Source organism: Lysinibacillus fusiformis (genome assembly GCF_016925635.1).
In the GTDB taxonomy this organism is placed as follows: domain Bacteria; phylum Bacillota; class Bacilli; order Bacillales_A; family Planococcaceae; genus Lysinibacillus; species Lysinibacillus fusiformis_F.
This window is the reverse complement of sequence record NZ_CP070490.1, coordinates 3,193,534-3,220,437: the sequence shown is the minus strand read 5'-3', so window position 1 is coordinate 3,220,437 and position 26,904 is coordinate 3,193,534. Positions and strand designations below refer to the sequence as shown.

Below are 26,904 nucleotides of genomic sequence, written 5' to 3'. Positions count from 1 at the left end.
GCAACGTGGGCTATCTTTTTGTATAAATCGCATATTTCTGCGGAGTTGTAAAACCAAGCTTTGTGCCTAAATGAATGGATGCCGTGTTCGAAATATCACAATCCCAACAAGGCGTTAGCTGGTTGGCCAGACAATGATCTATAAATGTTTCTGCAATGCTGCTTGCTAATCCTTGTCCTCTAAAATTTGAATCTGTCATAATATCAATTTCTGCATATTCATTCGATTTAAAAATAGAGACAGCTTCACTGATGATCTGCTCTTTATGTACTAAACAAAAGCCAAAGCCATTTTCGAGGAAATTAGAGGTAGCATCCCAATATTCCTCATAATATGTCTGATCAAATTCCAGTGAATGGTTAATAAGATGGTCAGTAATAGACTTGACTTCGTAATGTCGTTCCCCACGCTTCTCTTGATGATTATAAATAGTTTCATCGAATGTAAATGTGTAGCGTTCTAATTTTCTAAGCTTGTCATTTAGCAATTGTTCAATTTTAATATTCCACTGCTCTGAATAAGAAAATAAGGTAAAACGTTTCTTTTGCTTTATGGCCTGTTGGAAGCAGTAGACAAGCTGTTGATCAATCGAAGTCTTACTTGCATCGCCATATACATAATAGATTCCTGATTTCGTGTGGAATAATAACGTTTGGTAAGCATCTGTATCCATATAGACAGTTCCTTCTATAATTTGATCTAGTATACTATAAACAAATGTTGGTGCTGTTTTTATTGTTTGTTTTATAAGTGGGTAATGTTCTTCCGTGACAGTCTTCATATAAATCCTCCATTCTTTGCAGTTATATTCTTTCACAATATTGTAAAATAGAAAAGACTAAGAATGATAGAACTCAACCATTCTTAGTCTTTTGATTAGTGATACATGCCGTGATTAATTTTCCCTGTCAATTTTTCTATTTGTACTTCAAATAACTCAATTTTTGGCATAATCGGATAGCCTTCTCTTTCAAATGTCCATTCTGGATTGCCATATTTCTCTAGCAGCGCATCAAAGAACCATTCTTTCTTTGACTCCTCTTCAATTCTTACGATCTGCCCAAACAGCACCACACTTTGATAAACAAGTGCTGATTGACAAGCATATTTTTTGCCTGGATGTAAATCGCCCATATCGCTCACTTCTATACAAACTTTAGAATTTTGTTTGATATTTGACCAAAAATGACTCTCTCGAATATTACCAATATGCAAATAAAGTTTGTCCTCCCCCTCATACACATAGACAAACGGAATAACATAAGGAAAACCTTCCCCATCAACAGTTGCAACATGTGCCACTTTTCCTAATTTCAAGTATTGTTGTGCTTCCTCTTGTGAAATTTCTACACGCTTGTTTTGAATCGTACCTCTCATCATTCCTTAACCCCCTCATGAAAATATGTAACGATTAAATAAATGCTACTGTTACATCGTTTATTTTAAACATATATACATATTACATCTTTAACACAATAAAAAGAAAGGTTCTTCACTAAAATATGAATTTAGCTAAGAGGCATATTCGAATGCGATTATTCATGTTAAAATCAATCGCCATATATAGGTTGTTTAATACAGCTAACTTGAATTGTATAAACTCGCTTTGTCCGATCTCTATGTAGTTTTTATAGGTAATAATGGATAGCCTAAAGTAGCTTCTAAATATTCTTTCACAATGTTTCATTTCTCTATTTCCACATAAAAACACCCCAAAAGTTAGATTTTAACTCTAACTTTTTGGGGTGTGGTACCTATACAGGAAGCTGTTTTTAGCTCTGTTAATTTCCTAAGCGTGGAAGCTGATTCCAATATATCTTCTATATCAGTTGATGTGTCTTATGTTATTAAAAACTTTGTTACTTCTAATTATCCCACTCTTTGAGCTTTGCTAATGAGGTTTTATAATAACCGGCCAGCACTTGAAGATAGTCTTCTCCTTTAACGGCTGTAAAAGGATTTGGTCCCTCTGCCATCATCTCCATAATAATCGGCCCTGTATAGTTGATTTCATGTAAAGCTTTGATTTGTCCCTTTAGATCAGCATGACCATTTCCAATTGCTTGACGATTAGAATCTGCTATATGATACATACCTAACTTGCTTCCTACTTTTTTTAAGACCTCGATAGGATTAGCTTCTTCAATATTCATATGGTATGCATCTAATAAAACATATAAATGAGGACTATTTACTGCATCAATTAATGCTAAAGCTTCTTGTCCTGTTACAATTTGGTGGTTTTCATAACGATTTAGCACTTCAAATACAACGTCAATATTTAAAGTGTCTGCCTTCTCCATCACTTTTTTGGAGCTATCAATAAGGAGCTGCCAATCTTTCTCTACCTCTCCACATCCCGCTATTTTTCCTACATCACCATGCAAACAAATACGGCTTGCTCCTAACTCTTTTGCCCAGCTTAATAAATCTAAAAAGTATTGCACTGCCTTTAAACGTATCTCTTCATTTTCACTAGAAATATCTACATTATCAGGTGTAACTGACACTACTTTCAAGTCATATTTAGCTAAAATAGTCGCCAATTCTCCCGGGTTTTGTGTTAAATCTCCTTGAACTTCTACGCCACTTACACCAATTTCCTTTGCTAATTTACATTTTTCCTCAAGCGAAATATCTCCAAATGACCATAAACATAAACCATAATCTCTGCTCATTTCTTTCTCCCCTCTACTAAACTTTCTTGCCTGTAGACCTTTTTACTAGATTTTGCTACACTTCAACAAATATCATAGAACTATTCTTATAACCCTGTTAATTCCCCAATATAGATGCGAGCCATTTTTGCATATTGGAATGGGTTTGCCTTTGCAGGGTCTTGTTCAGCCTCTACAACAAACCAGCCTTTATAATCAATCTCCTTTAACACTTGAAAAATTGGCTCAAAATCAATATTCCCATCGCCAGGTACAGTATACACCCCTGCCTTTACTGCCTCTAAAAAGCTTAAGTCATTCTCTTTTACCGTCTGAAGAACTTCAGCTCGTACATCCTTTAAATGCACATGATGAATACGTTCTCCATGCTTTTGTAATACTTCTAAATAATTCTGTTCTGCAAAATATAAATGACCGCAGTCAAATAATAGTGATACCAGGTCTGGATCTGTCTCTGCCATTAAGCGATCAATTTCTGATACATTTTGAATACCTGTCCCCATATGATGGTGATAAACAATTCGCATGCCTTTTTTCTTGGCAATTTTACCAAGTTGCTCTAACCCTTTAGTAAGCAATCCCCATTCCTCTTCATTAAATACAGGCTTATTACGAATAACACCTACATCCAGCTTGCCTTGAATGCTCTTACCTTGCTCAGATACAACGATAACCTTTGCGTCCATAGCATGTAGAAAATCACAATGCTTTAAAAATGCCTGCTCTGTTTCCTCATATGGTGCAGTCGTTAAATATGCACTAAACCAAGCAGATGCTACTTGTAAACCACGTATATCTAAATATGAATGTAAAATTTCTGGATTTTTCGGAAATTTATTACCTATTTCACAGCCGGTATATCCCGCTAAAGCCATTTCACTAATACATTGTTCAAATGTCACTTCTTTCCCTAACTCTGGTAAATCATCATTAGTCCAGCCAATTGGAGCGATACCTAATTTAATATTTTCTTTACTTAACATAAAATGAACCTCCTCCATGTATATAAGCGATTTGAAAATTTATATGTATCTCTTTATTACTAGAAAAAATAGGAGTAGCCTTTCAATTCACTTGAAAGACCTCTCCTAAATAACTTTTAGAGGCCCTTTATTTCCAGCAAATATATGACTTACTTGTGAAATAAGAAGAACCCATTTCAAATATTGTTAATAAAAATGGACAATCAACATATCTGAACCTATTTTACACTTCTAATAAAGAAGCAATTTTTACTGACTGACCTGTTTCCATTGATTTTTTTGCAGCTTCAGCAATCAGTTCTGCTTGTAATCCATCATTTCCTGAGCAGACTACTTCTGTATCATTGACAATGGCCGCTACAAATTGCTCTATTTCAGAAATATAAGCTTGTGTATAACGTTCTAAGAAAAAGTGATATGGTTTGTCTGTCATGATACCGTCTTCACTGAAATAGGTAACATTTGATGGGCGGTTATTTTCAGTAACTAGCGCACCTTTATCGCCAAATACTTCTAATCTTTGATCATACCCATAAATGGCTTTACGACTATTTTCAATTGTTCCGATGCTTCCATTGGCAAATGTTAATAACACAATTGCTGTATCAATATCGCCAGCTTCACCAATCTTTTCATCGATTAGTACAGCACCCTTAGCATGTACTTCCACAACATTTGACTGCATGATATAACGAGCCATATCAAAATCATGGATCATCATATCGATAAATAGGCCGCCAGAAGTTTTAATATAATCAATTGGTGGTGGCTGAGGGTCACGTGACGTAATGCGTAACGTATGCGTAGAACCAATCGCCCCGTTTGCAACTTGATTTTGAATTGTACGGAAGTTGGTGTCAAAGCGACGATTAAATCCTACTTGTAGCTTAACGCCTTCTTCTTTAACAACCTCTAATGCTTCTCGCGTTGTTTCAGTTGAAAAGCTAATAGGCTTTTCACAGAAAATATGCTTTTTAGCACGTGCAGCAGCTTTAATTAACTCACTATGTGTAGTCGTTGGGCTACAAATAAATATGGCATCAATTTCTGGATTTTGAATAATATCCATTGGTTCATTTGTAATATATTCAATATTTCTTTGCTCTGCCCATTCGCGAACATTATCAATATATACGTCTGCAACTGCCTTTACCCTAATCGTTGGCATTGTAACTAAATTATCAATATGGAGTTGTCCAATACGGCCAGCTCCAATAACTCCAATATTAATCATCATTTTTTCTCTCCTTTTTAGGTAACCGCTTAACTCAAACAACTTTTTAAAGGACTTATATGAAATATTGCACCTCAATATAAATCCTTCAATCTTGGTTATATGATTTTACACTTTGTCTTTCAATTAATTTCGGCGCTAAAACGATTTGTTCAAACGGTGCACATTTCTCTTCTTCAATAATTTTTAATAATTGATAGATCGCAAGCTGCGCCATTTCTTCGACAGGCTGCTCAATGGTTGTAAGCTGTGGCTGACATAGCTGCGCATAAATGGTATTATCAAAGCCAATAACCGATAAATCCTCTGGCACTTTTAGACCTTTCTCTAACGCTGCATTAATTGCAACGATAGCGAAGAAGTCCGTTGTCGCAAACAACGCGGTTGGATGCGGCTCGAAAACCAACAATTGCTCAGCTGCCATCTTTGCTTCAGCTAACTCAGAATTACATGAAATAATCTTGGACTGTTGAACAGCAGATTGATGTACCTCAAAATAGTTACAAAAGCCTTGAATACGCTTTTGTTCACTATCCCTTGATAAATCACCTATGATTCCCACATGATGATGTCCCTTTTCTAATAAATAACGAGCTGCAATATACCCACCTTCGTAATTATTAGTTGTCACACTGGCAGTTTCATTCGGATCTGCATATACAGAGAACTTTAACACTGGTGTATTACGCTTATTAATTTTTTTTAATACATCACTATCAAGCTGCTCTGTTGCAATAATAATACCGTCTACCTGTTTCTTTAACAGTAAATTAATATATTCCTCTTCTCTTTCTGACTGATTATACGTACTACAAATAATAATGGCATATTCAATTTCACGCGCTTTATTTTCTAAAGCGCGCGTAATTTCTCCAAAAAAGGGATTTGCTATATTCGGTACTATTACACCAAGCGTTTTCGTTTTTTTTCCTGACAATGCTTTAGCAATAATGCTCGGCTCATAATCCATTTCTTCCATTACTTCCTTAATATGATTACGGGTTTTTTCGCTGATTTGACCTTTGTTGTTTACTACCTTTGAAACAGTAGCAATCGATACATTCGCTTTTTTTGCCACATCATAAATAGTTGATTTTTTCATTGAATACTCCTTTTATTTAATGATGCCCTTATAACCTATAATCGCAATCATATTATAATATCTATTTATTTACTAATAGATTTTAAGAAATCTAAATGCTCTTGTGCATTTTCTTTTGTAATAATAGTAATGCCACTATCTATACGGCTATCGATAGATTCGCCGGATATTGCTTTGACAGCTGTTTCTACACCTTGATAACCCATATTGTAAGGATTTTGTGCAACTGTTCCTGTTAAACCATTATCAAGAATTGATTTTACAGCTTCTTCTGTACCATCTGTACCAAATATTTTAATATCTAAATTTTTTGCTTGTACAGCACGTAATACGCCCAGTGCCATATCATCATTTGCTGAAAATACACCTTTAATATCTTGGTCTTTTTCTAAGATATTTTCCATAACAGACATCGCTTTTGTTTTATCACTATCTGCAGGTTGCTCCGATACAATAACCATTCCAGCTTCCTCTAACGCTGCTTTAGCACCTTTAATTCGCTCATCTGTTGCTGGATTCCCTAGCGCGCCTGAAATAAGAACTACCTTATCACCTTTTTGAAGCATGTTTGCTAATTGTTTGCCGCCTTCTTGTCCTGCACTAAAGTTCTCTGTTCCGATAAATGTAGTTTTACCGTTAAATGTTGCATCTGAATCAATTAATACCACTGGAATATCTTTTGCTGCTCTTTCCAATGCAGGAATTACTGTATCTGGCTGCGTTGGGGAAATTAAAATCGCATCAGGCGATTGACTAATTTGATCTTCTAGCATATTTACTTGCTGAATAACCTCAGACTCAGCTGAAGGCCCAACAATTGTCACATTGATACCTAGATCCTCACCTGCTTTTTTAGCACCCGCCTCTACATATTTCCAATAGGGACTCGATGTCGTTTTTAATACAACTGAAACATTTTTATCAGCATCCGAATTTGAGCCTGAAGATGATGATTGATCATCATTACATGCTGCTAAAAATAACGAACTCACTAAAGCAAAAGATAGAAATGGCGTTAAAACTTTCTTCATAGTTAATAGCCTCCATATTCTTTTCTATTTATTTTTTCATACACACATTAATTAGCTTTAGATTTACGCTGACGTAAAACATCTACGAAAACTGCGGCAATAATTACTACACCAATTACGGTCATTTGGAAATCTGCCGAAACATTCAGTAAATTCAGCCCATTACGAAGGACCGCTATAATCAATGCTCCGATTAACGTCCCCCATACAGTTCCTACTCCACCGAAGAAACTAGCACCACCAATAATAACAGCGGCAATTGCATCTAATTCATAAGAAAGTCCTGCTAATGGGAAAGCGGAGTTTACACGTCCTACCATTACTAAACCCGCTAAAGCTGCCATAAAACCACTAATTGTATAAACAATAATTAAAACACGATCTACATTAATCCCTGATAAGCGCGCTGCTTCTTTATTGCCGCCAATCGCATAAATATAACGTCCTGTTTGAGTACGTGTCAGAAAAATATGGAAGATAATATACACAGCAATAACTAATAAGAAGCTTACTGGAATAGGCCCTACAAATTCACTACCTAAAAATTGAACTAAGTACGGGAAGCCCGCAATTGGTGCAGCTGCCGTAATAATTAATGCGATACCTCGCGCAATATTCATCGTTCCTAATGTTGAAATAAATGGATGCGGTAAGCGTAGTTTTGTTAATAGTAAACCATTTAATAAACCAAATCCTGCGCCAATCAATAAACAAACGGCAATACCAGCGACTGCACCCATTTGCATGTTAACTGAAACAATCCCCATAACCATAATCGAAACCGCTAAAATCGAACCTACAGATAAGTCAATACCAGCTGTTAAAATTGGTAGTAACATCCCAATTGCTAGTAGAGCATTTATAGATGATTGTCTAGCAATATTCATGAGGTTGCTGACCGTAAGGAATTTATCAGTCGTCATTGTCAAAACAGCCATTAAAATAATTAATGCTAAAAGCGAACCAAATTTACTTAATAGCTTCTTCCAGCCTTGTTCTTTTTTTTCTACTTTCAAAGTTTCAATTAATTCACTCATCTTATTCCTCCTTTAAACGCTATGCCCCTATTGTTGCTGCTTTCATGATGGTTTCTTGTGTTGCTTCAGCAATTGGTAAATTCGCTGTAATATCCCCTTGATTCATTACTAAAACTCGATCACACATTCCTAAAATTTCTGGAAGATCTGATGAAATCATTAGTACAAGCGCACCTTCATCCACTAAATGATTCATTAAGCGATATACTTCAACTTTTGCCCCAATATCGATTCCTCTTGTTGGCTCATCAAAGATGAAAATTTTAGCTTTCGTACAAAGCCATTTAGCAATGACTACTTTTTGCTGATTTCCGCCACTAAAGTTGCGTGCATTTAACTCAATGCTGCCAGGCCGAATTTGCAATTCCTTCACATATTTTGCTGCCTCTTTGCGCATTTTAGCTGGGTTTAATAGCTTTCTAGATCCTTTAAATGCCTTCATATTGGCTAAGCAGACATTAAAGTCAAGTGGTAAATCTAACAATAGCCCCTCTGATTTTCTATCCTCGGTAATAAACGCAATGCCTGCTTCAATTGCTTGGCGAGGGTTAGTAATTTTTTGCTTCACACCATCAATGTAGATTTCTCCCGAATGTCGTTTATCAGCAGCAAAAATTGCTCTCGCTAATTCTGTTCGGCCCGCTCCTACTAAACCAGAAACGCCCAAAATTTCTCCATAATGAACTTCCATGTTTAAAGCAGGTGAATTGGCAGTCACTTTAAAATTCTCAATTTTAAAACCTATTTCGCCTCGCACAAATTCTTTTTTCGGGAATTTCTCATCAAGAGAACGGCCAACCATTAACTCAATCCAATAATCTTGATGAGTTGTAGCTACTTCTACAGTTTCCACACCTTGTCCATCACGTAAAATAGTAATACGATTTCCTAAACGTTGAATTTCTTCAAAGCGATGTGAAATGAAAACAATGGCCATTCCCTCTGCTCTTAGCTGTTCAACAATTTTATAGAGCTGTTCTACCTCTACACCACTTAAACTCGATGTCGGCTCATCCATAATTAACACTTTAGCGTCTAAAATAAGTGCTTTTGCAATTTCAACAAGCTGTTGCTGACCAATACCTAATTTATTTAGCTGAACTGTCGCTAATTTTGGATCTTGTCCTAAACGTACTAATAACTCCTCTGCTTGCTTAATCATTGTCGATCGATCAAGCATTCCGAACTTACCACCTTTTTTTAGCTCTCGCCCTAAAAAGATATTTTCGTATACTGCTAACTCTGGAATAACGTTTAGCTCTTGATAAATGGTTGCAATACCAAGCTCCATGGATGCTATTGGTCCAGTAACACGAACAGGCTTCCCCTCCCAAATCATTTCACCTTTATCCATTGCATAGGCACCTGTAATAATTTTTATCAGTGTAGACTTTCCAGCACCGTTTTCACCTAATAACACATGTACTTCTCCGCGTCGAACACCTAAGTTCACCCCTTTTAATACATGGTTACTTTGAAAGCTTTTATAAACATCTTTCATTACAAGTATTTCTTCAGGCATCGTCAACACTCTCCCCTTCTAGTGCTCGATTGTTATTATTTTTCCTTGGTCTTTAAATGAAGCCGTTGCTGTGTAAGCAATCTGTAGGGCCTTAATACTATCTTCAACAGTTACAGGTGACAATGCCCCATTCATAACCGCCTCAGCGAAAGCGCTTAACTCATTGACATAAGCAGACTCGAAACGCTGTGGGAATGCAGGAATAATTTCATGCAGATTTCCTTTAGGTGTTAAAATATTGACATTTGATTTTTTTGTACTTCCGATAAGAAGTGTACCTTCTGAACCAATAATTTCAGTTCGAATATCATAGCCATAATACGCACAACGGCTTCCTTCTATATCGCCCGCAGTACCATTTGCAAATTGTAGATGTGTAAAGCCTTGGTCTACATCATCATATTGTGCAAACTCAGGATATTTGATATTACAACCAAAGGCAGAAACGGCTTGCACTTCTGCTCCCATTAAAAAGCGTGCTAAATCATAGTCATGAATACATAAATCGATATATAATCCGCCACTACCTGGAATAAAGCTTAAATCTGGTGCAACTGGATCTCGACTAATCCCTTTAAAATAAAGTGGCTTGCCAATTGCTCCTTCCTCAATCATTCTCTTGGCTTCAACATAATCCTGATCAAAGCGTCTCATAAAGCCTACTTGACAAAATACGCCACTCTTGTCGATCTCCTGTTGAATTAACAAAGATTCTTCCATGTCAATTGTTAATGGTTTCTCTACAAAAATAGCTTTTTTAGCTGCAATCGCTTTTAAGATTATTTCATAGTGTGTACTTGTAGGAGTAACAATTACTACCGCTTGAACTTGCTCATTGTTCATAATTTCGTCTACATTGTTCGTAAAAAGTGGAATGCCAGATTCTGTTGCAACAGCTTGTGCAACTTCTAAAGAATAATCACAAACTGAAATTATATTAATATACTTAATTTTCTGTAAATTCATCACGTGCCAACGACCTAATCTTCCTAATCCAATAACAGCTACATTAAGCATAATAAATATCCTCCACTCTGATAAATTTTCCATTTTTATAAGCTGATTTATAGGCTTGCTCTAAATAATGCGACATTTCAAGTGATTGCTGCAAATTTTTTTCAGAGGACACTTTACTATCCACTTGCTGTTCAAAGTGTTCAATTTGTCTCAAATATTGATCATCCTGAATTTTGTGCTGTTCTAACAAATCTCCTGCATTATTGTAGCGTTCTACAATTCCGACGCCACTTTTCGAAACATCAGGACGGAAACTATGTGAAACTTTTAACAAGCCTTGTTCTCCAATAATTTCATAGTAATCAAGAAATGGCATTTCCATCGAACAAGTAAAGGTTGCCATTTTCCCATGTTTATCAAACATTGTACAAACACTAGTACGATCAACATCTGTTTCAGAAAGAGTATTGCTTACCATGCTAATGACTGCGGGCTTAAAGCCAATTAACTGTGTAATTGCATGCATACAATAGCAGCCAACATCATACATCGCTCCTCCTCCTAATGCTGAATTTAATCGAATATCCTGCTCATTTTCTAATAACCATGAAAAATGGGATTTAATATGTACAATATCTCCAATTAGAGGCAATAATTCACGCATCTTTTTATGCTGCTTATGATATTGGTACATAAAACCTTCTAAAAAATAATGACCTGTTTCTTGTACAGTTGCTGCAATTTGTTTCATTTCTTCTAATGAAATCGTAGCTGGCTTTTCCACTAACACATTCTTATAAGATTTTAATGATTTGATTACCATATCATGATGTAATGCATTTGGTAGGGGGATATATACGGATGTTACATGTTCATCAGCTAATAGGTCTCCGTATGTGGCATAGACATTATCAATTTGAAAACGTTGTGCTTTTTCTTTTGTTTTGGTAGCAAGTGCATATGGTTTAGAATTAGCCGAGCGGCGAATTGCTGGAACAACCTCATCAAATGCAATATTAGCAGCACTAATAATTCCCCAATTCATGTTTATCACCTCTTTATAATAATAGGAAAATAAATCTAGTTAAGCGCTTACTTAAATTGAATATTACAAAATTGCGAAAAATAAATCAATATATAATTTTCTCGTAAATAGCACAATTTTCTCTGTTAAACCATTTTTAACTTTACCGAAATAGTAAAAATAATTAGTGGTAACTACTATAAACTTTCTAAATACCTAGTATTTTCAATACAAGGTCGTATTCCTAAGAAATAACCAGACTACTATAATTATTACACTAATAAAATTTAATTCTCATTAAACTTTTTTAAAAAAACCATAACTTTATCAATTTATACTAACAAATTAACCGTAATCGGATATAAATTAACCATAATTGCAATCGATATCTCCAAAAAAATAACTATTATTCATTCAATTTCACAATAAGATAATCATTTTTTAACAAATTATTTATCAACACTCTTATGTAAATTATTGAATTCACGTGCAGAAAAAATATATATCTTTATCTGCAAGCATCCCACTAACGATCATTCTTTCTTATCCTTCTATTAAACGACTAATATGATCATATATTCTTTTGACAATAGGGAATGATTTATCAAAAGGAGCAGAATTTATATCCTGCTCCACAACCGCCCAATCGTTATAATCTATGTCTTTTAACACCTAAACAAATGCTCCAAATCGAAGACACTTTTTCTGGCTCACACGTAATATCCTCTATTACTACTTTTGCAAAGACCAATTTTCAGCATTCATTTTTCCACGAACAGATAAATCACAGCTTTAGCTTTAAACATGCAAATATAGAACACACTCATGGTGCAAATAAATAAACTCGATAGGATCTACACGCATTACAGTTATCAAGTAAAAAATTATAAAAAAGGACAATGCAACCATTTGATATCGATATTTATTCAACGTCAATTAGTTGCAATTCTCAGAGCATTTCTCCTATATTTTCCACAGATTAAATAATCAACATATGATATATTAACTATTTTTTCGGGTTATATACATCTCTCTTAACATAGCTGATTATTTACTTGTTAAAAATCGTATCTATAACTTGAATTTCTTTATCTGTTAATGGTACATTCAAAGTTTCCAAATTCATTAAAAGTTGCTCTGCTCGCTTTGCACCTGGAATAATGACATCGATGACTTCACGTGTTAAATACCATGCTAGTACAAGATGAGCAATTTTAATATTTTTTTCGGCTGCCATTGGACGGAGCTGCTCTATCTTTGCTAAGTTTGAAGAAAATACATTATTTTGAAAGTATGGTAGCCCCCTGCGTAAATCATCAAATGTTGCCTGTTCATTAAATTTACCTGTTAGCAAGCCTGATGCTAGAGGGAAATATGGCACAAATGAAATTTGCTGTTCTTTTAAATATGGGAATAGCTCATGTTCCGCGTCACGCGACAGTAAATTATATTCACCTTGTACAACATCTACATAGCCATCTTTATTTGCCTCTTGCAATTGCTGTAATGAAAAATTTGATACACCAATTGCACGAATTTTCCCAGCATCCTTTAACTCTTTTAGTGCACCAACCGCTTCATCTTTTGGTGTATCCTTATCCGGAAAATGTATATAAAACAGATCGATATAATCAGTTTGAAGTCGTCCAAGAGCCTCATCCACAGCCGTTTTTAAAAAGGTAGGATGATTATTAAATTGTTCCCCTTCATGATTTAATCTATGGGCAGCTTTTGTCGCAATAATCGTTTCTGCTCGATTCCCCTGCTCCTTTACTACTTCACCAATTAGCTCCTCGGAACGCTTTGGACCATAGATAAAGGCAGTATCAATAAAATTGACCCCTTGTTGAAGCACTGTATGTACCAATTCACGTCCCTCTGCCTCATCTAAATTTGGATATAAATTATGCCCTCCTACTGCATTCGCCCCAAAACCAATTGGATTCACATAAAGCTCTGTTCGACCAAGTTGTACTTTTTTTACCATAGTTAACACTCCTTATTCCATCGTAATTGGTTTTATCTCTCTAGACCATATAAGGCTACATATAAATCCTAATATGCTGATACAGCCTGAAAAATAAAAGCTTGCTTCTAAGCCAAATGAAGTATTGAGCAATCCTGCTACAAACGGCCCTACAAACATTCCTATTGCATAAATAGCTTGATAAGCCCCCATCGCTGTTGCTCGCTTGGCATGCGGTATTTTCTCTACCGCCATTCCTAAAAATAATGGGAATAGCAAACCTAAGGCAAAGCCATTCATCATTTGTAAAAATAAGAATAGTATTTTCGTTTCGATAAGAGCCATCAGCATCGTAAATATAGCTGTTGTTAAAAAGGCTAGCTGCAATATACGCCACTTACCAATTTTCAAGATAAATGGTTTCCCACTCATTAATGTAGCGATGGCATGGGGAATCATAAAGGCAAATACAACAAGACTGATTTCAGCTGGTCGTAATCCTTTAGATAATGCATATGCTGTAGTAAATCCGAACATTGTTGTAAAAATAATACTATGAGCAAATATAGAAAGTAGAGAAACTTTCAATAACATCGGTTCTCTTACAACCGTGCCCAATTCACGCAACTTAATAGGCTTATTTACTGGTCTTTTATTCTCTTCTGAGATAAAGAAAGAAAGCAATAGCCCAATACCCCCTAATATTGTACCAATCCAATATGGCGCATCCCATCCTAACTCCTCAACAAGCCAAGCACTAAGCGCCATTCCTAGCAATTGTGCAAACACAAGTGCAAATGATAGATTTCCCATTGCGCTATGTAACTTGTCATCTGCAGCATAATTAGAAAATAAAATCGTAAAAGCAACCCATGTTGCTGCAGCAATTCCAGCTAGTGCACGGGAAATTAATACCCATTCTAAGCTTTCTGTTAAAGCAAAGGCTAAACAACTTGCTGTACTAATAGCCATTCCTAGCACAACAAATAGTTTTCGATTATTTAATAAATCCGAGCTAATACCCGTCGGCACACGAAATAAAAATTGCATCAAGCCATAACTAGCTAACACAATACCAGTAAAGGTAAATGTTCCTCCCAGATGCTCAATGTACGGAGATAACATCGGAATATATAAAAAATGAGCAAACCAAAAGATAAATGCAATAACTAAAAATAGCAATTGATCCCATCTCTTCACCTTATCACTCCGTATACTTTTAATCATTCATTATAAATAAATGATTATTTTTCAGGATATAAAATTTTGTAATTATATTCTTTACTATGATGCAAATATATGTTGTCTGGTTTTCGGTCAGTCACTAAGTAATCAATTTGATTAAAATCACAATAAGTAGTTAATGAATATTTCCCAAATTTACTATGATCCACTAGCACAAAAACTTGTTCACTTCTCTCAATGACTTTCGCTTTGATAGGTGTTTCTAATGGAGCGGAATTTGTAATTCCCTTTGGCAATGAAATACCTGTCGATGCCATAAAAGCTTTATTAAAATTATATTTACAAAGGTTTTCTACCCCCTCTGTACCTACATAAGATCGAGTAGAACGTTCAAACATTCCACCCATTGAATAAATACTTAAATTCGGATAGTATGTTGCATCCAACGTAAAGTCAAGATTATTTGTGATAATGGTAATTCTTTTATCTTTAATAAACTCAAGCATTTCCAGTGTTGTTGTACCAGAATCAATAAAAATAATATCGTTATCCTCCACAAATTGTGCTGCCAGCTGCGCTAATTGTTTCTTTTCATGAAGTTTTTTCACCTTACGATCTTGATAAGGCACCGTTTGAGAATTAGAAATCGATACACCTCCATGTATTTTGGTAATTTTTTCAGTTGCAGCTAACTCTTGAATATCGCGTCGAATGGTGTTTTTGGAAACATTAAATACTTCCACTAGCTCATCGATTGATGCAGATTCTTGTTGCCTAACATAGTCTAAAATCGCCTTTATCCTTTGTGACTTCATCATAGGGCATTCTCCTCTTTTATATATTATTTACTACCAAAATGCACTCATTTGTTTACCAATTTCTAATACCTTTAGTAGCTTTTATTATTTTACATACTATATCATAGAATAAAATTGACAATCATCTATATTTTTATTTCTTTTCTCCAAATAGCCTATTATTATGCAGTTATGTTCTAGATGCACTTTCTGTATCTATTAAATTTTTTACAACTCACTGCTATCAAATATATCCAAAACATATCCAAATCGTTCAATTACCTCCCCTTTAAAAATCTCTAATCCTCTATTAATTATTAAAGTTTACCACAATATAATCAAATTTAACCCAAAATATATCATTAAGTAATCATTTTATTGTTAACTTTTTGAATTTTATATGCTATACTCGTCTCAAGAAACAAGAAAACTGAATTTAAAGTCAATAATAAATATTCTGTTTTATCTTGATTCGCTAGATGCAATGATTATTGTTTGCCTCTTAGAATGTAGTAAGGGAGTGGGGAAATACCTTTAGTTAAAACAAAAAGCGAACTTAAGTAGCGTTAAGACAACTTTGAGATGTAACAATCACGTTAGTTTAAAAGCATTTCAAGATCATAGAACATCCAATATCAAATTGTTACACAACACGATCCTACTAAAATGGTTATTGACGATATGGACTTGAATTAAACGAAATGATAAAGTCGTTATCTTTACCATCATCGTACACATAAGATGGGAGAGAATTCCATCTATTATTTATTAACATCAGCACTCAAGGTTAATAGTGTCATTTACTCAAAAATGTAATGATAACTTTTGTTACTATTGGTGCAGGTAAATGGCACATCGATTTTGAAAAAGTGCTGTTTTTAAATGATGTACGATGATTGAAATATTTTAAAACATTCTATATAAAAAATACTAATTTTTTTGAATAAGAGGAGGTCCTTATCATGTCAAGAAAACTGAAAAACTTTATTAATGGTGAATGGATAGAAAGTAGAACAGATAAATATGAAAATGTATACAATCCAGCAACGAAAGAAGTATTAGCACAAGTACCACTTTCCACTTCAGAAGATTTTGAAGAAGCTGTTCAAAAAGCACAAGAAGCACAAAAAAATTGGGGGAAAACACCTGTTGTACGTCGTGCGCGTATTTTGTTCAAATACCATAACTTATTACAAGAACATCAAGAAGAACTTGCTACTTTAATCACAAAAGAAAATGGTAAAAGTTATACAGAAGCGCTTGGTGAAGTTGGTCGTGGTATTGAAAATGTAGAATTTGCAGCAGGTGCTCCTACTTTAATGATGGGTGATTCTCTTGCAACAATCGCTTCTGATATCGAGGCAACAAATTATCGTTACCCTATCGGTGTAGTTGGCGGTATTGCACCATTTAACTTCCCAATGATGGTTCCATGTTGGATGTTCCCAATGGCAATCGCACTTGGTAATGCATTTATTTTAAAACCATCTGAAAAAACGCCATTACTTGCTGAAAGATTAGCACAACTATTAGATGAGGCTGGTTTACCAAAAGGTGTATTTAGCATTGTTCATGGTGCTCATGATGTTGTAAATGGTATTTTAGATCATCCAGTTGTGAAAGCTGTATCATTTGTTGGTTCTAAGCCAGTTGGTGAATATGTTTATAAACGTGCAAGCCAAAACTTAAAGCGTGTACAAGCTTTAACAGGTGCAAAAAACCATACAACTGTACTAGCTGACGCAGATTTAGATTTAACTACAAAAGAAATTATTAGTGCTGCATTCGGTTCTGCTGGTGAACGTTGTATGGCTTGTGCAGTTGTTACTGTAGAAGAATCAGTCGCTGACGAGCTAATAGCTAGACTAAAAAAAGCAGCTGATGAAATTACAATGGGTAATGGTTTAGATGATGGTATCTTCCTAGGTCCTGTTATCCGAGAAGAAGCGAAGCAGCGTACATTAAATTACATTGAAAAAGGTATTGCTGAAGGAGCAAAGCTTCTACGTGATGGACGTGGTGAACAAAATGAAGACGGCTACTTCTTAGGTCCTACAATATTCGAAAATGTGACACAAGATATGACGATTTGGAAAGAGGAAATTTTCGCACCAGTGCTATCAATCGTACGTGTGAAAAACTTAAAAGAAGCCGTTGAATATGCTAACCAATCAGAATTCGCTAACGGAGCATGTCTATTTACGACAAGTGCATTATCTGTTCGTTACTTCCGTGAAAATATTGATGCAGGTATGTTGGGTATCAACCTAGGCGTACCAGCGCCAATGGCATTTTTCCCGTTCTCCGGTTGGAAGTCTTCATTCTACGGAACTTTACATGCAAACGGAAAAGACGGAGTAGATTTCTATACGCGTAAAAAAGTAGTAACTGCTCGTTACAACGAACCCGATTTTTCATAAATGAAACAAAAAAAGAAGGGAAGTCTCTCCCACTTCCCTTCTTTTTTCTACAGGTTAATTGGAAACCCTTTCTAAATAGGAGGAAGACGATAAATGAGTCAATTACTTAGAAAACCTGACAATAAAATAATTGCTGAAGGTGTAACTTTAGTGCATGAGGTAACAAAAGAAAACTCTGAATTAGTATATGTTGGTTTTAAAATGCTAGATTTAGAGCCACACGCAGTTTACAAAGAAACATTAACGGATTTAGAACTATGTATTGTAGCTTTAACTGGAAAAATCACTGTAACAGATGGCCAAGACAGCTATAAAGAAATTGGAACACGTCAATCTGTTTTTGAAAAAATACCAACAGATAGTGTTTATATTTCACATAATAAATCATTGAAAATCACAGCGAACACAAAAGCACGCGTCGCTCTTTGCTATGCCCCATCTGATCAAGAATTACCTACAAAATTCATTAAAGCATCTGATAATGGTATCGAAAATCGCGGTAAATACAATAATAAACGTTTAGTTCATAATATTTTACCTGATTCAACTCCATCAGCAAATAGCTTGCTTGTTGTAGAAGTAATTACAGAAACAGCTAATTGGTCAAGCTACCCTCCCCATAAACATGATCAAGACAATTTGCCAGAAGAATCATTTTTAGAAGAAAGCTATTACCACGAAATCAATCCACAGCAAGGTTTTATTTTTCAACGTGTTTACACTGATGACCGTTCATTAGATGAAACAATGGCTGTGGAAAACGGGGATGTGGTCCTTGTGCCAAAAGGTTATCACCCTGTAGGAGTTCCTGATGGTTATACTTCTTATTACTTAAATGTTATGGCTGGTCCAACTCGTATTTGGAAATTCAATAATGATAAAGATCATGAATGGATTATTCACCGTCCATAAAACTGTATTATTTATTTCATCTAATAAAAGGAGAGACCCCAATGGTACTGATATTTAATCAAAATAGAGAATTTGATATTATTGCAATTGGCCGTGCCTGTATCGACTTAAATGCAAACGAATACAATCGCCCAATGGAAGAAACGATGACTTTTACAAAATACGTTGGCGGTTCACCCGCCAATATCGCAATTGGTAGTAGTAAACTTGGCTTGAAGGCTGGATTTATTGGTAAAATCCCGCAAGATCAACATGGTCGTTTTATTAAACAATATATGAGTGAAAAAGGTGTGGACACTTCCAATATGGTGTTTGACACAGAGGGCCGTAAAGCAGGTTTAGCTTTCACAGAAATTCTTAGCCCTAGTGAATGTAGCATATTAATGTATCGTGATCATGTAGCGGACTTATATTTAGAGCCTTCTGAAGTAAACGAAGATTACATTAAAAAGACCAAAATTTTACTTGTTTCAGGTACAGCTCTTGCACTTAGCCCTTCTCGTGAAGCGGTATTCAAAGCAATTAGCTTAGCTAAAAAACATGCTGTTAAAGTTGTTTTCGAATTAGATTATCGTCCTTACACTTGGCATTCACAAGAAGAAACTTCCATTTACTATTCCTTAGTAGCGCAGCTTTCAAATGTTGTGATTGGTACTCGTGATGAGTACGATGTAATGGAGAATTTAGCTACACCAGGTAACAATGATGACACCGTAAAACATTTATTTGCACATGATGCAGAATTAGTTGTCATTAAACATGGTGTTGATGGCTCTTACGCTTACGAACCAAACGGAGCCACATATCATGGTCAAGCTTATAAAACCCAAGTATTAAAAACATTCGGTGCTGGTGATTCATATGCATCTGCTTTCTTATATGCCGTCGTTAACGGAAAAGATTATGAAACCGCCCTAAAGTATGGTAGTGCTTCCGCTTCAATAGTCGTTAGTAAGCATAGTTCATCTGAAGCCATGCCAACAGTACAAGACATTGAAGATCTTATTAAAGATCGTTCTTAATTAAACTAGTATGCCTCAGAGTAGTAGATTGTCATCTTTATTTGCTTATTAATTTTAGAAAGAAGGTTTTAATATATGAAAAAAAAGATTCGTCTAACAACAGGGCAAGCACTAGTAAAGTTTTTGAAACAGCAATATATCCATATTGATGGAAAAGAATTTCGATTCGTAGATGGAATCTTTAACATTTTTGGGCACGGCAATGTTTTAGGAATCGGACAAGCATTAGAACAATATGGGGAAGATTTAAAAATTTATCAAGGAAAAAATGAGCAGGGCATGGCACATGCAGCTATTGCCTTCAGTAAACAAAAGCTGCGTCAACAAATTTACGCAGTGACTACTTCTGTAGGCCCTGGTTCTGCAAACCTTGCAGCAGCAGCTGGAACAGCGTTAGCAAATAATATCCCTGTACTCTTTCTTCCTGGTGATGTTTTCTCCAGTAGACAGCCAAATCCTGTTTTACAACAAATAGAACATGAGCACAGTGCAGATATTTCTACTAATGATGCATTACGCGCTGTTTCCCGCTATTGGGATCGTGTTACACGACCAGAACAATTGATGTCTAGCTTAATTCGTGCATTTGAAGTAATGACAAATCCAGCAACTGCAGGCCCAGCAACTATTTGTATTGGACAGGACGTAGAAGGTGAAGCATTCGATTACGATGAAGCATTCTTTAAAAAGCGAGTCCATTATTTAGATCGTAAAGCACCAGTAGCACGTGAAAAACAAGGTGCCCTCGAGCTTATTAAAAAAAGTAAACGACCAGTCTTTGTAATTGGAGGCGGCGCTAAATATTCCGAAGCTCAAGAAGTATTAGCGCGTATATCCGAAAAATGCCATATCCCCTTAGTTGAAACACAGGCTGGTAAATCGACTATTGCTGCAAATTTCGCTAATAACCTAGGTGGCTTAGGTGTTACAGGTACTCTAGCAGCAAACAAAGCTGCCAAAGAAGCTGATCTAATTATTGGCCTAGGGACCCGTTACACAGATTTTACGACAGCATCAAAAACGGCATTTGATTTTGATAACGCTAAGTTTTTAAACATTAACATTAATCGTTTTCAAGCTTATAAATTAGATGCCTTCCAAGTTGTAGCAGATGTTCGCGCAACACTTGAACTGTTAGAGGCAGAATTACATGATTACCAATCCACTTTCGGCACACGAATTGTGGAATTAAAAGAAGAATGGACGAAAGAACGCAATCGCCTAAGTAATGTGACATATACACGTGAAGGTTTTGATCCAGAAATTAAAAACCATTTCTCACAATCTACTATTAATGAGTATGCTGATGCATTAAATACGACATTCGCTCAAACTACTGCATTATGCACGATCAACGATGCGATTGATGATGCTGCCATCGTGGTGACAGCTGCCGGCTCTTTACCAGGTGACATGCAACGCATTTGGAATCCTAAGTCAGCAAATACTTATAACGTGGAGTATGGGTACTCTTGCATGGGCTATGAAATTGCAGGTGCATTAGGTGCTAAACTAGCAGAACCTACAAAAGAAGTTTATGCAATGGTTGGTGATGGCAGTTTCCTTTTACTCCATTCAGAACTTGTAACCGCTTTGCAATACAATAAAAAAATTAATGTAATGTTATTCGATAACTCTGGCTTTGGCTGCATTAATAACTTACAAATGGGCCATGGTAGCGGTAGCTTCTTTACTGAATTCCGTACAGCTAATAATCAAATATTAAATATTGATTATGCAAAGGTCGCAGAAGGATATGGCGCAAAGGTTTATCGTGCTAACACGGTAGAAGAATTGAAATTCGCAATCGAAGATGCTAAAGAGCAAACTGTTTCCACGTTAATTGAAATGAAGGTATTACCAAAAACAATGACAGATGGCTACGAATCTTGGTGGAATGTTGGTGTAGCTGAAGTATCAAACAATGAAAAGATTCAAAAAGCTTATGAAGAAAACCAACATCATCGTGAAGCAGCACAACAATACTAATTTTTCAAAATAAATAATAGTTTTTTAGAAGACGAGGTGAATGTTATGGGATTTGTCACATTAAAGGATTTATTGCCACAGGCAAAAAAAAACCATTATGCTATTGGACAATTTAACATTAATAGTTTCCAATGGATAGAAGCCATATTACGTGCTGCTGAACAACAAAAATCACCTGTAATTTTAGCATCATCAGATCGAATCGTTGATTATCTCGGTGGATTTAAATTAATCTCTGCTACAGCCGATAGAATGATAAAAGAGATGAACATTACAGTACCCGTAGCCCTCCATTTAGATCATGGTTTTACAGTTGAACGATGCATGGAAGCCATTGATGCAGGCTATAGTTCTGTTATGTACGATGGCTCTAAGCTTCCCTTAAAGGATAATATCACTACAACTCGTGAAGTTGTCGATTATGCCAAAAGGTATAACGTTTCAGTAGAGGCAGAAATCGGTTCTGTGGGTGGAACAGAAGATGGTGTTACTTCAGGTATTAAGTATGCAGATCCAAACGAATGCTATCAGTTAGTTGAATCGACAAATATCGATGTACTAGCAGCTGCATTAGGCTCAGTTCACGGACCTTATCAAGGCGAACCACAGCTTGCCTTTGATTTAATGAAAGAAATTTCTGAACATCTAAACGATATTCCTTTATCTTTACATGGCGGCTCCGGTATTCCTGAGCATCAAATTATTCAAACGATTGAATATGGCCATGCTAAAATAAACGTAAATACTGAATGTAATCAAGCATGGGCTCAAGCTATTCGTGAAATACTTACAAATAATCAAAATTTATATAACCCACCAGATATTTTAAAGACAGGTATGGATGCTATCGAAAGAGTTGTGTTTGAAAAGATACAATTATTTAATTCATTTAATAAAGCTTAGCATCTTGTATTGAACTATATTCCATAAAGCATCATTACAACAAAAATGGATTTGGTCAACTATTCGTTGACCAAATCCATTTCATCTTTACTTTATTGGAATCCAAATTTCTGAGTATGAATCAGGGCTGTAGGCGTCCTCTTCAGGGTAAACCTCAAGCTCCGCTGTTCCTGCTGGTTCGTATGGATTGGATGGGAACCACTCTGAATAAATTTGTTTCCACGTATTTTGCATCGAATCTGGCATAGGGCCATGTACCTCAAAGATAACCCATTTGGATGGAGGTACTTCCATTGTTAAGAGATCTTCTCCTACTTCTCCTACATGATCAGTAGCAATCCAATAATCAATGAAGCCTTTTTGTCCCTGGCTTGTATTTGGTACACAAACACCTAGTACGCCATTGATAGTGCCATTATTTAATTGATATAACTGATGGTCAAAGCCACTTTGATTCACTTCATGCCAAAATAGAGGGATTTCCCGTGTGTTCTCTCCATTTTGACAGTTGTACGTTCTTTTTACACCAACAATTTGAAACTTGTCTTTTTCTACAATTTTATACTTCATTGGTTCTGCTCCCTTCAAGCTTACCTGTATCACCAGGCGATTGTATGATTGTAATGGTCCTTGCTTCTTTCTTGCTTCACTAGGCGTTACATAATGCTGTTTACGAAACGCTTTGGTAAAGGCTTCAGGAGTTTCATAGCCGTATTTGTAGGCGAGATCGATTATTTTTTGTTCCGTACCCATTAATTCTTGTGCAGCTAATGTTAATCTTCTTCGACGTAGATAATCTGCAATAGACATATCTGTTAAAATGGCAAATGTTCGTTGAAAATGAAAGACCGATGAATTAACCTCCTGTGCAATCTGTTCAATCGTAATATCCTCTAATAAATGATCCTCCATAAAATTAATGGCCTTTTGAATCGACTCAATCCAACTCATTGCTCTCACTCCTTGATTCCATCATAAAATAGATATTTCTGTATAACCTGTCTTTTTATGCTAACTTTGGACAGGTTATAAGGGAAGTATTTTTTATGGACTACTCTCCTTGCTTAATTTCGTCCTTTATATACACTTTTTTCTCTTTCTCCTCTAAATTTCATTGTACTCGAAATCAAAATATATTGAAAAATAACAATAATGTATTTATAATAACGGACAAGACCTTTATTGTCCTTAAATAAAAATAAAGAGTCTTAAAAAGGAGGAAGAATTGAATGAATGATTTACATACGCAACTGAGTGTTGGCAAACGAAATTTTATCTTTTCACTACTATTTCTAGCATGGCTAGTCGATTCATTAACATTGTTCGGCATGAATGTGGCCATCATCCCCATCAGTAAAGAATTGCATTTAACACAAACACAAAGCGGGATGGTCATCAGTAGCTTTTGGCTAAGCAGTGCACTGATGACATTGCTAGCAGGTTGGGCATCTGATAAGTTTGGCTCAAGGAAAATAATTGTTATTGCTGTATTCATGATTTCCCTCTTCTCCCTACTGACTGGGATGATTGGCTCTTTTATGGCTATTTTAGCTATTCGTTTTATTCTCGGTCTTGGTGATGGTGGTTTGCCGACAGGTAGTGGTGTTGCCATTACGGAAATTTTCAAAAAGGATGTTCGTGCTCGAGCTAAATCGATGCTACTAGCAGCTCAATTAATTGGTGGCGTTCTTGCTTTATATTTGGCTGGTTTAATTGCTGATACTTGGGGCTGGCGCGCAATGTTTTACATCATTGGTGGTGTAGGCTTAATTGTCACTCTTTTATTATTTAAGTTTTACAATCCACCAAAGCTTGTCAAACAACAGGCAACAGCAGCAGAAACTTCGGATGGTCGTCCAATGAAAGAGCTCTATAAAAGTTCATTTTTATGGGTTCTTGTCGTGATGTACTTTTGCTCAAGTACAGTCCATTGGGGATTCTCCTCTTGGCTACCTTCCTATTTGGAACAAACTCGGAATTTAAATTTACGAGAAGTAGGATCACTTGCTATGATTCCACAGGCTTGTGGATTAATCGCAGCTATTATCACAGGGTTTTTAATCGATAAGGCACTGGCCGGAAAAGAAAAAGTAATTGTTTTTGTTGGTGCCATTGTTTCGGGCCTATGCTTGTATATGATGTTCAATGCATCAAGTATTCAGTTAGCTATTTCCTATCAAAGTATCTTTTCAATCGGTGATGCAGCCATCTCAATGGCAATCTTAGCCATTCCACTTAAGTATGTTTCTCAAAAAATCATAGGCTCGTTTTTAGGTATGATGTATTTCGCTAGTGGTATGGCGGGTTTTATTGCACCAACAGCCATGGGTGCCCTTATTGATGGTTTTGGTGGTTCATTCCAAGCAGCATTCTTCTTCCTGATTGGCGCCCTAGTCATCGTTGTAATTTGTGCGGTATTCTATAGAATTCCATCAAAGAATAGTAGTTTAATTGATCATGCTTAAAAAAGAAAGGTAAGGGTGAGTTTATTTGACTAAACATAGTAGACTATCTCAAATTATTGAAGAAAAACGAGAAAAATTAATTGAAGTGAGCAATCAAATTTGGCAGTATGCTGAAACAGGATTTGAAGAGTTTAAATCTGCTGAACTATTATGCAAGGCACTAGTGGATGAAGGATTTAAAGTGGATAAAGGTGTTGCGCAAATTGAAACCGCCTTCATGGGAACTTGCGGTAGCGGCAAACCTGTCATCGCATTTCTTGGAGAATTCGATGCGCTTACTGGCTTAAGTCAAAGCGGTGGTATCGCACTGCCGAATCCACAACAAGTAGGAGGCAACGGTCATGGCTGCGGACACAATTTATTAGGCACAGGTTCACTTGCTGCTGCTATTGCATTACGTGATTACATGCAAGAGCACAATATCAAAGGGACTGTTCGCTATTATGGTTGTCCTGGCGAAGAAATTGGCGGTGGTAAGACCTTTATGGCAAGAGAGGGCGTTTTTGATGATGTCGATATTGCTTTGACTTGGCATCCAGGAACAACGAATAATATCATGTCGGTTGCTACACTTGCTTGTTACGAAGTATATTTTAAATTTAAAGGCAAAAGCGCCCATGCAGCTGCTAGCCCACACTTAGGGAGAAGTGCTCTTGATGCTGTGGAGCTGATGAATATCGGAGTAAACTATTTACGGGAGCATATCATTCCAGAAGCACGGGTCCATTATGCCCTTACAAATACAGGCGGTTCTTCTCCAAATGTTGTACAAGCAGAGGCAGAAGTATTGTATTTTGTAAGAGCCCCACGAGTTTCTCAAACGGAGGATATCTACCAACGTATTTGTGATATTGCAAGAGGTGCTGCTCTGATGACTGGTACTGAGGTAGACATTGATCTAGCCTCAGCTCTTTCTAATGTGATACCTAATACAACATTAGAACAGGTTATGCACGAAAACTTCGTCAAATTAGGTGTACCTTCTTATACAGATGAGGAACTACAATTTGCAAGGGCTATTCGTGAAACATTATCGGAAGAGGAAAAGAAGGTGGATGTGCAAAGAAATCGTGAATTAGCTGGAAAAGATATGGCGGATGTCATTGACCCATTCAAGCCAGATGAATTTATGGCTGGGTCTACAGATGTTGGTGATGTTAGCTGGCTTGTTCCAACTGCACAATGTATGACGGCATGTGAACCACTTGGAACCCCTCTTCATACATGGCAAATTGTAGCGACAGGAACAACTTCCTTAGCACATAAAGGCATGCTTCACGCAGGTAAAATTATGGCTTCCACAGCACTGGATGTTCTTCTACAACCAGCATTAATTGAACAAGCGAAGGCAGAATTAATTGAACGTCGAGCTGGTGAGGTGTACACTTCCCCACTCCCATCAGACGTCAAGCAATACAAAATTCGCTCGTAGCATAAAAGAGAGTCCATGTAATTATGGACTCTCTTTTCTTAGTGTTGAAAAACAAAACAGTCAATTGAAAGGTAGAAATGGATTTCCGTTGCAGGCTACTTGCTTTCCTGTGGGCGAACGCCGAGCCGCTTCCTCCGCTCACGCTCCGTGCAGCGGCTCGCCTGTCTCGCTATCCCATGGGAGTCAAGTAGCCTTCCACTTCAACCCACTAACTTTTTAGCAAAGGTTTTCAAATAAAGTGAAGG

Annotated in this window: 22 protein-coding genes; 7 read left to right on the top strand and 15 right to left on the bottom strand. The window is 36.2% G+C overall.

Features of this window, described 5'->3' with window-relative positions; genetic code table 11:
• Window positions 1-10: 10 nt before the first annotated feature.
• The 14 genes from JTI58_RS15635 to JTI58_RS15570 form a co-directional block, all read right to left on the bottom strand.
• Entirely contained in the window at window positions 11-781 is a 771-nt protein-coding gene (locus JTI58_RS15635) for a GNAT family N-acetyltransferase (protein ID WP_205442168.1), read from the bottom strand.
• Window positions 782-876: 95 nt separating this feature from the next.
• Window positions 877-1,380 carry a pyridoxamine 5'-phosphate oxidase family protein gene (locus JTI58_RS15630; protein WP_243456070.1) on the bottom strand — a complete coding sequence of 168 codons (504 nt, stop codon included), beginning with the start codon at window positions 1,378-1,380 and terminating at the stop codon, window positions 877-879.
• Window positions 1,381-1,865: 485 nt separating this feature from the next.
• Window positions 1,866-2,678 (bottom strand): sugar phosphate isomerase/epimerase family protein, encoded by an 813-nt coding sequence (locus JTI58_RS15625; RefSeq protein ID WP_205442167.1) that lies wholly within the window; start codon window positions 2,676-2,678, stop codon window positions 1,866-1,868.
• Between the two features lie 86 nt (window positions 2,679-2,764).
• Entirely contained in the window at window positions 2,765-3,661 is an 897-nt protein-coding gene (iolE, locus tag JTI58_RS15620) for a myo-inosose-2 dehydratase (RefSeq protein WP_205442166.1), read from the bottom strand.
• Between the two features lie 223 nt (window positions 3,662-3,884).
• Entirely contained in the window at window positions 3,885-4,895 is a 1,011-nt protein-coding gene (gene iolG, locus JTI58_RS15615) for an inositol 2-dehydrogenase (protein ID WP_205447333.1), read from the bottom strand.
• Window positions 4,896-4,983: 88 nt separating this feature from the next.
• The gene (locus JTI58_RS15610) at window positions 4,984-5,997 is read right to left on the bottom strand and encodes a LacI family DNA-binding transcriptional regulator (RefSeq protein ID WP_205442164.1); all 1,014 of its coding nucleotides are present in this window, start codon (window positions 5,995-5,997) and stop codon (window positions 4,984-4,986) included.
• A 65-nt stretch (window positions 5,998-6,062) separates the two neighbouring features.
• Window positions 6,063-7,028 carry a sugar ABC transporter substrate-binding protein gene (locus tag JTI58_RS15605; protein WP_205442162.1) on the bottom strand — a complete coding sequence of 322 codons (966 nt, stop codon included), beginning with the start codon at window positions 7,026-7,028 and terminating at the stop codon, window positions 6,063-6,065.
• 47 nt (window positions 7,029-7,075) lie between these two features.
• Window positions 7,076-8,065 carry an ABC transporter permease gene (locus JTI58_RS15600; RefSeq protein ID WP_205442161.1) on the bottom strand — a complete coding sequence of 330 codons (990 nt, stop codon included), beginning with the start codon at window positions 8,063-8,065 and terminating at the stop codon, window positions 7,076-7,078.
• A 19-nt stretch (window positions 8,066-8,084) separates the two neighbouring features.
• Window positions 8,085-9,587, bottom strand: coding sequence for a sugar ABC transporter ATP-binding protein (locus tag JTI58_RS15595; RefSeq protein WP_205442160.1), 1,503 nt, complete (start codon window positions 9,585-9,587; stop codon window positions 8,085-8,087).
• 18 nt (window positions 9,588-9,605) lie between these two features.
• Window positions 9,606-10,604 carry a Gfo/Idh/MocA family oxidoreductase gene (locus JTI58_RS15590; protein ID WP_205442159.1) on the bottom strand — a complete coding sequence of 333 codons (999 nt, stop codon included), beginning with the start codon at window positions 10,602-10,604 and terminating at the stop codon, window positions 9,606-9,608.
• Window positions 10,597-11,589, bottom strand: a complete 993-nt coding sequence (locus JTI58_RS15585) for a Gfo/Idh/MocA family protein (protein ID WP_205442157.1) — start codon at window positions 11,587-11,589, stop codon at window positions 10,597-10,599. Before JTI58_RS15585 ends, JTI58_RS15590 begins: the two co-directional genes overlap by 8 nt.
• Before the next feature lie 1,030 nt (window positions 11,590-12,619).
• A complete protein-coding gene (locus tag JTI58_RS15580) occupies window positions 12,620-13,555 on the bottom strand; it encodes an aldo/keto reductase (protein WP_205442156.1) in 936 nt (311 codons plus the stop codon).
• 12 nt (window positions 13,556-13,567) lie between these two features.
• Complete coding sequence (locus JTI58_RS15575; protein WP_243456068.1) at window positions 13,568-14,734, bottom strand: MFS transporter; 1,167 nt, start codon at window positions 14,732-14,734, stop codon at window positions 13,568-13,570.
• Between the two features lie 44 nt (window positions 14,735-14,778).
• Window positions 14,779-15,537, bottom strand: coding sequence for a DeoR/GlpR family DNA-binding transcription regulator (locus JTI58_RS15570; protein WP_009370726.1), 759 nt, complete (start codon window positions 15,535-15,537; stop codon window positions 14,779-14,781).
• A gap of 941 nt (window positions 15,538-16,478) precedes the next feature.
• On the opposite strand from JTI58_RS15570, the gene JTI58_RS15565 reads away from it, so the two are divergent.
• The 5 genes from JTI58_RS15565 to fba all read left to right on the top strand — a co-directional run bounded on the left by JTI58_RS15565 (window position 16,479) and on the right by fba (window position 22,762).
• Window positions 16,479-17,936 (top strand): CoA-acylating methylmalonate-semialdehyde dehydrogenase, encoded by a 1,458-nt coding sequence (locus tag JTI58_RS15565; protein WP_205442153.1) that lies wholly within the window; start codon window positions 16,479-16,481, stop codon window positions 17,934-17,936.
• Window positions 17,937-18,029: 93 nt separating this feature from the next.
• Entirely contained in the window at window positions 18,030-18,848 is an 819-nt protein-coding gene (iolB, locus tag JTI58_RS15560; RefSeq protein ID WP_205442152.1) for a 5-deoxy-glucuronate isomerase, read from the top strand.
• Window positions 18,849-18,889: 41 nt separating this feature from the next.
• Window positions 18,890-19,870: a 5-dehydro-2-deoxygluconokinase gene (gene iolC, locus JTI58_RS15555; protein ID WP_205442149.1), complete on the top strand. Its 981-nt coding sequence runs from the start codon at window positions 18,890-18,892 to the stop codon at window positions 19,868-19,870.
• Between the two features lie 75 nt (window positions 19,871-19,945).
• Window positions 19,946-21,859, top strand: coding sequence for a 3D-(3,5/4)-trihydroxycyclohexane-1,2-dione acylhydrolase (decyclizing) (iolD, locus tag JTI58_RS15550; protein ID WP_004232238.1), 1,914 nt, complete (start codon window positions 19,946-19,948; stop codon window positions 21,857-21,859).
• Between the two features lie 45 nt (window positions 21,860-21,904).
• Entirely contained in the window at window positions 21,905-22,762 is an 858-nt protein-coding gene (fba, locus tag JTI58_RS15545) for a class II fructose-1,6-bisphosphate aldolase (protein ID WP_004232236.1), read from the top strand.
• Between the two features lie 87 nt (window positions 22,763-22,849).
• On the opposite strand, the gene JTI58_RS15540 is transcribed toward fba, so the two are convergent.
• Window positions 22,850-23,713 carry an AraC family transcriptional regulator gene (locus tag JTI58_RS15540; RefSeq protein WP_205442148.1) on the bottom strand — a complete coding sequence of 288 codons (864 nt, stop codon included), beginning with the start codon at window positions 23,711-23,713 and terminating at the stop codon, window positions 22,850-22,852.
• Window positions 23,714-23,991: 278 nt separating this feature from the next.
• Here JTI58_RS15540 and JTI58_RS15535 point away from each other — a divergent pair, with 278 nt between their 5' ends.
• The gene (locus JTI58_RS15535; RefSeq protein ID WP_205442147.1) at window positions 23,992-25,227 is read left to right on the top strand and encodes an MFS transporter; all 1,236 of its coding nucleotides are present in this window, start codon (window positions 23,992-23,994) and stop codon (window positions 25,225-25,227) included.
• A gap of 25 nt (window positions 25,228-25,252) precedes the next feature.
• Window positions 25,253-26,659, top strand: coding sequence for a M20 family metallopeptidase (locus tag JTI58_RS15530; RefSeq protein ID WP_205442146.1), 1,407 nt, complete (start codon window positions 25,253-25,255; stop codon window positions 26,657-26,659).
• Window positions 26,660-26,904: the final 245 nt, after the last annotated feature.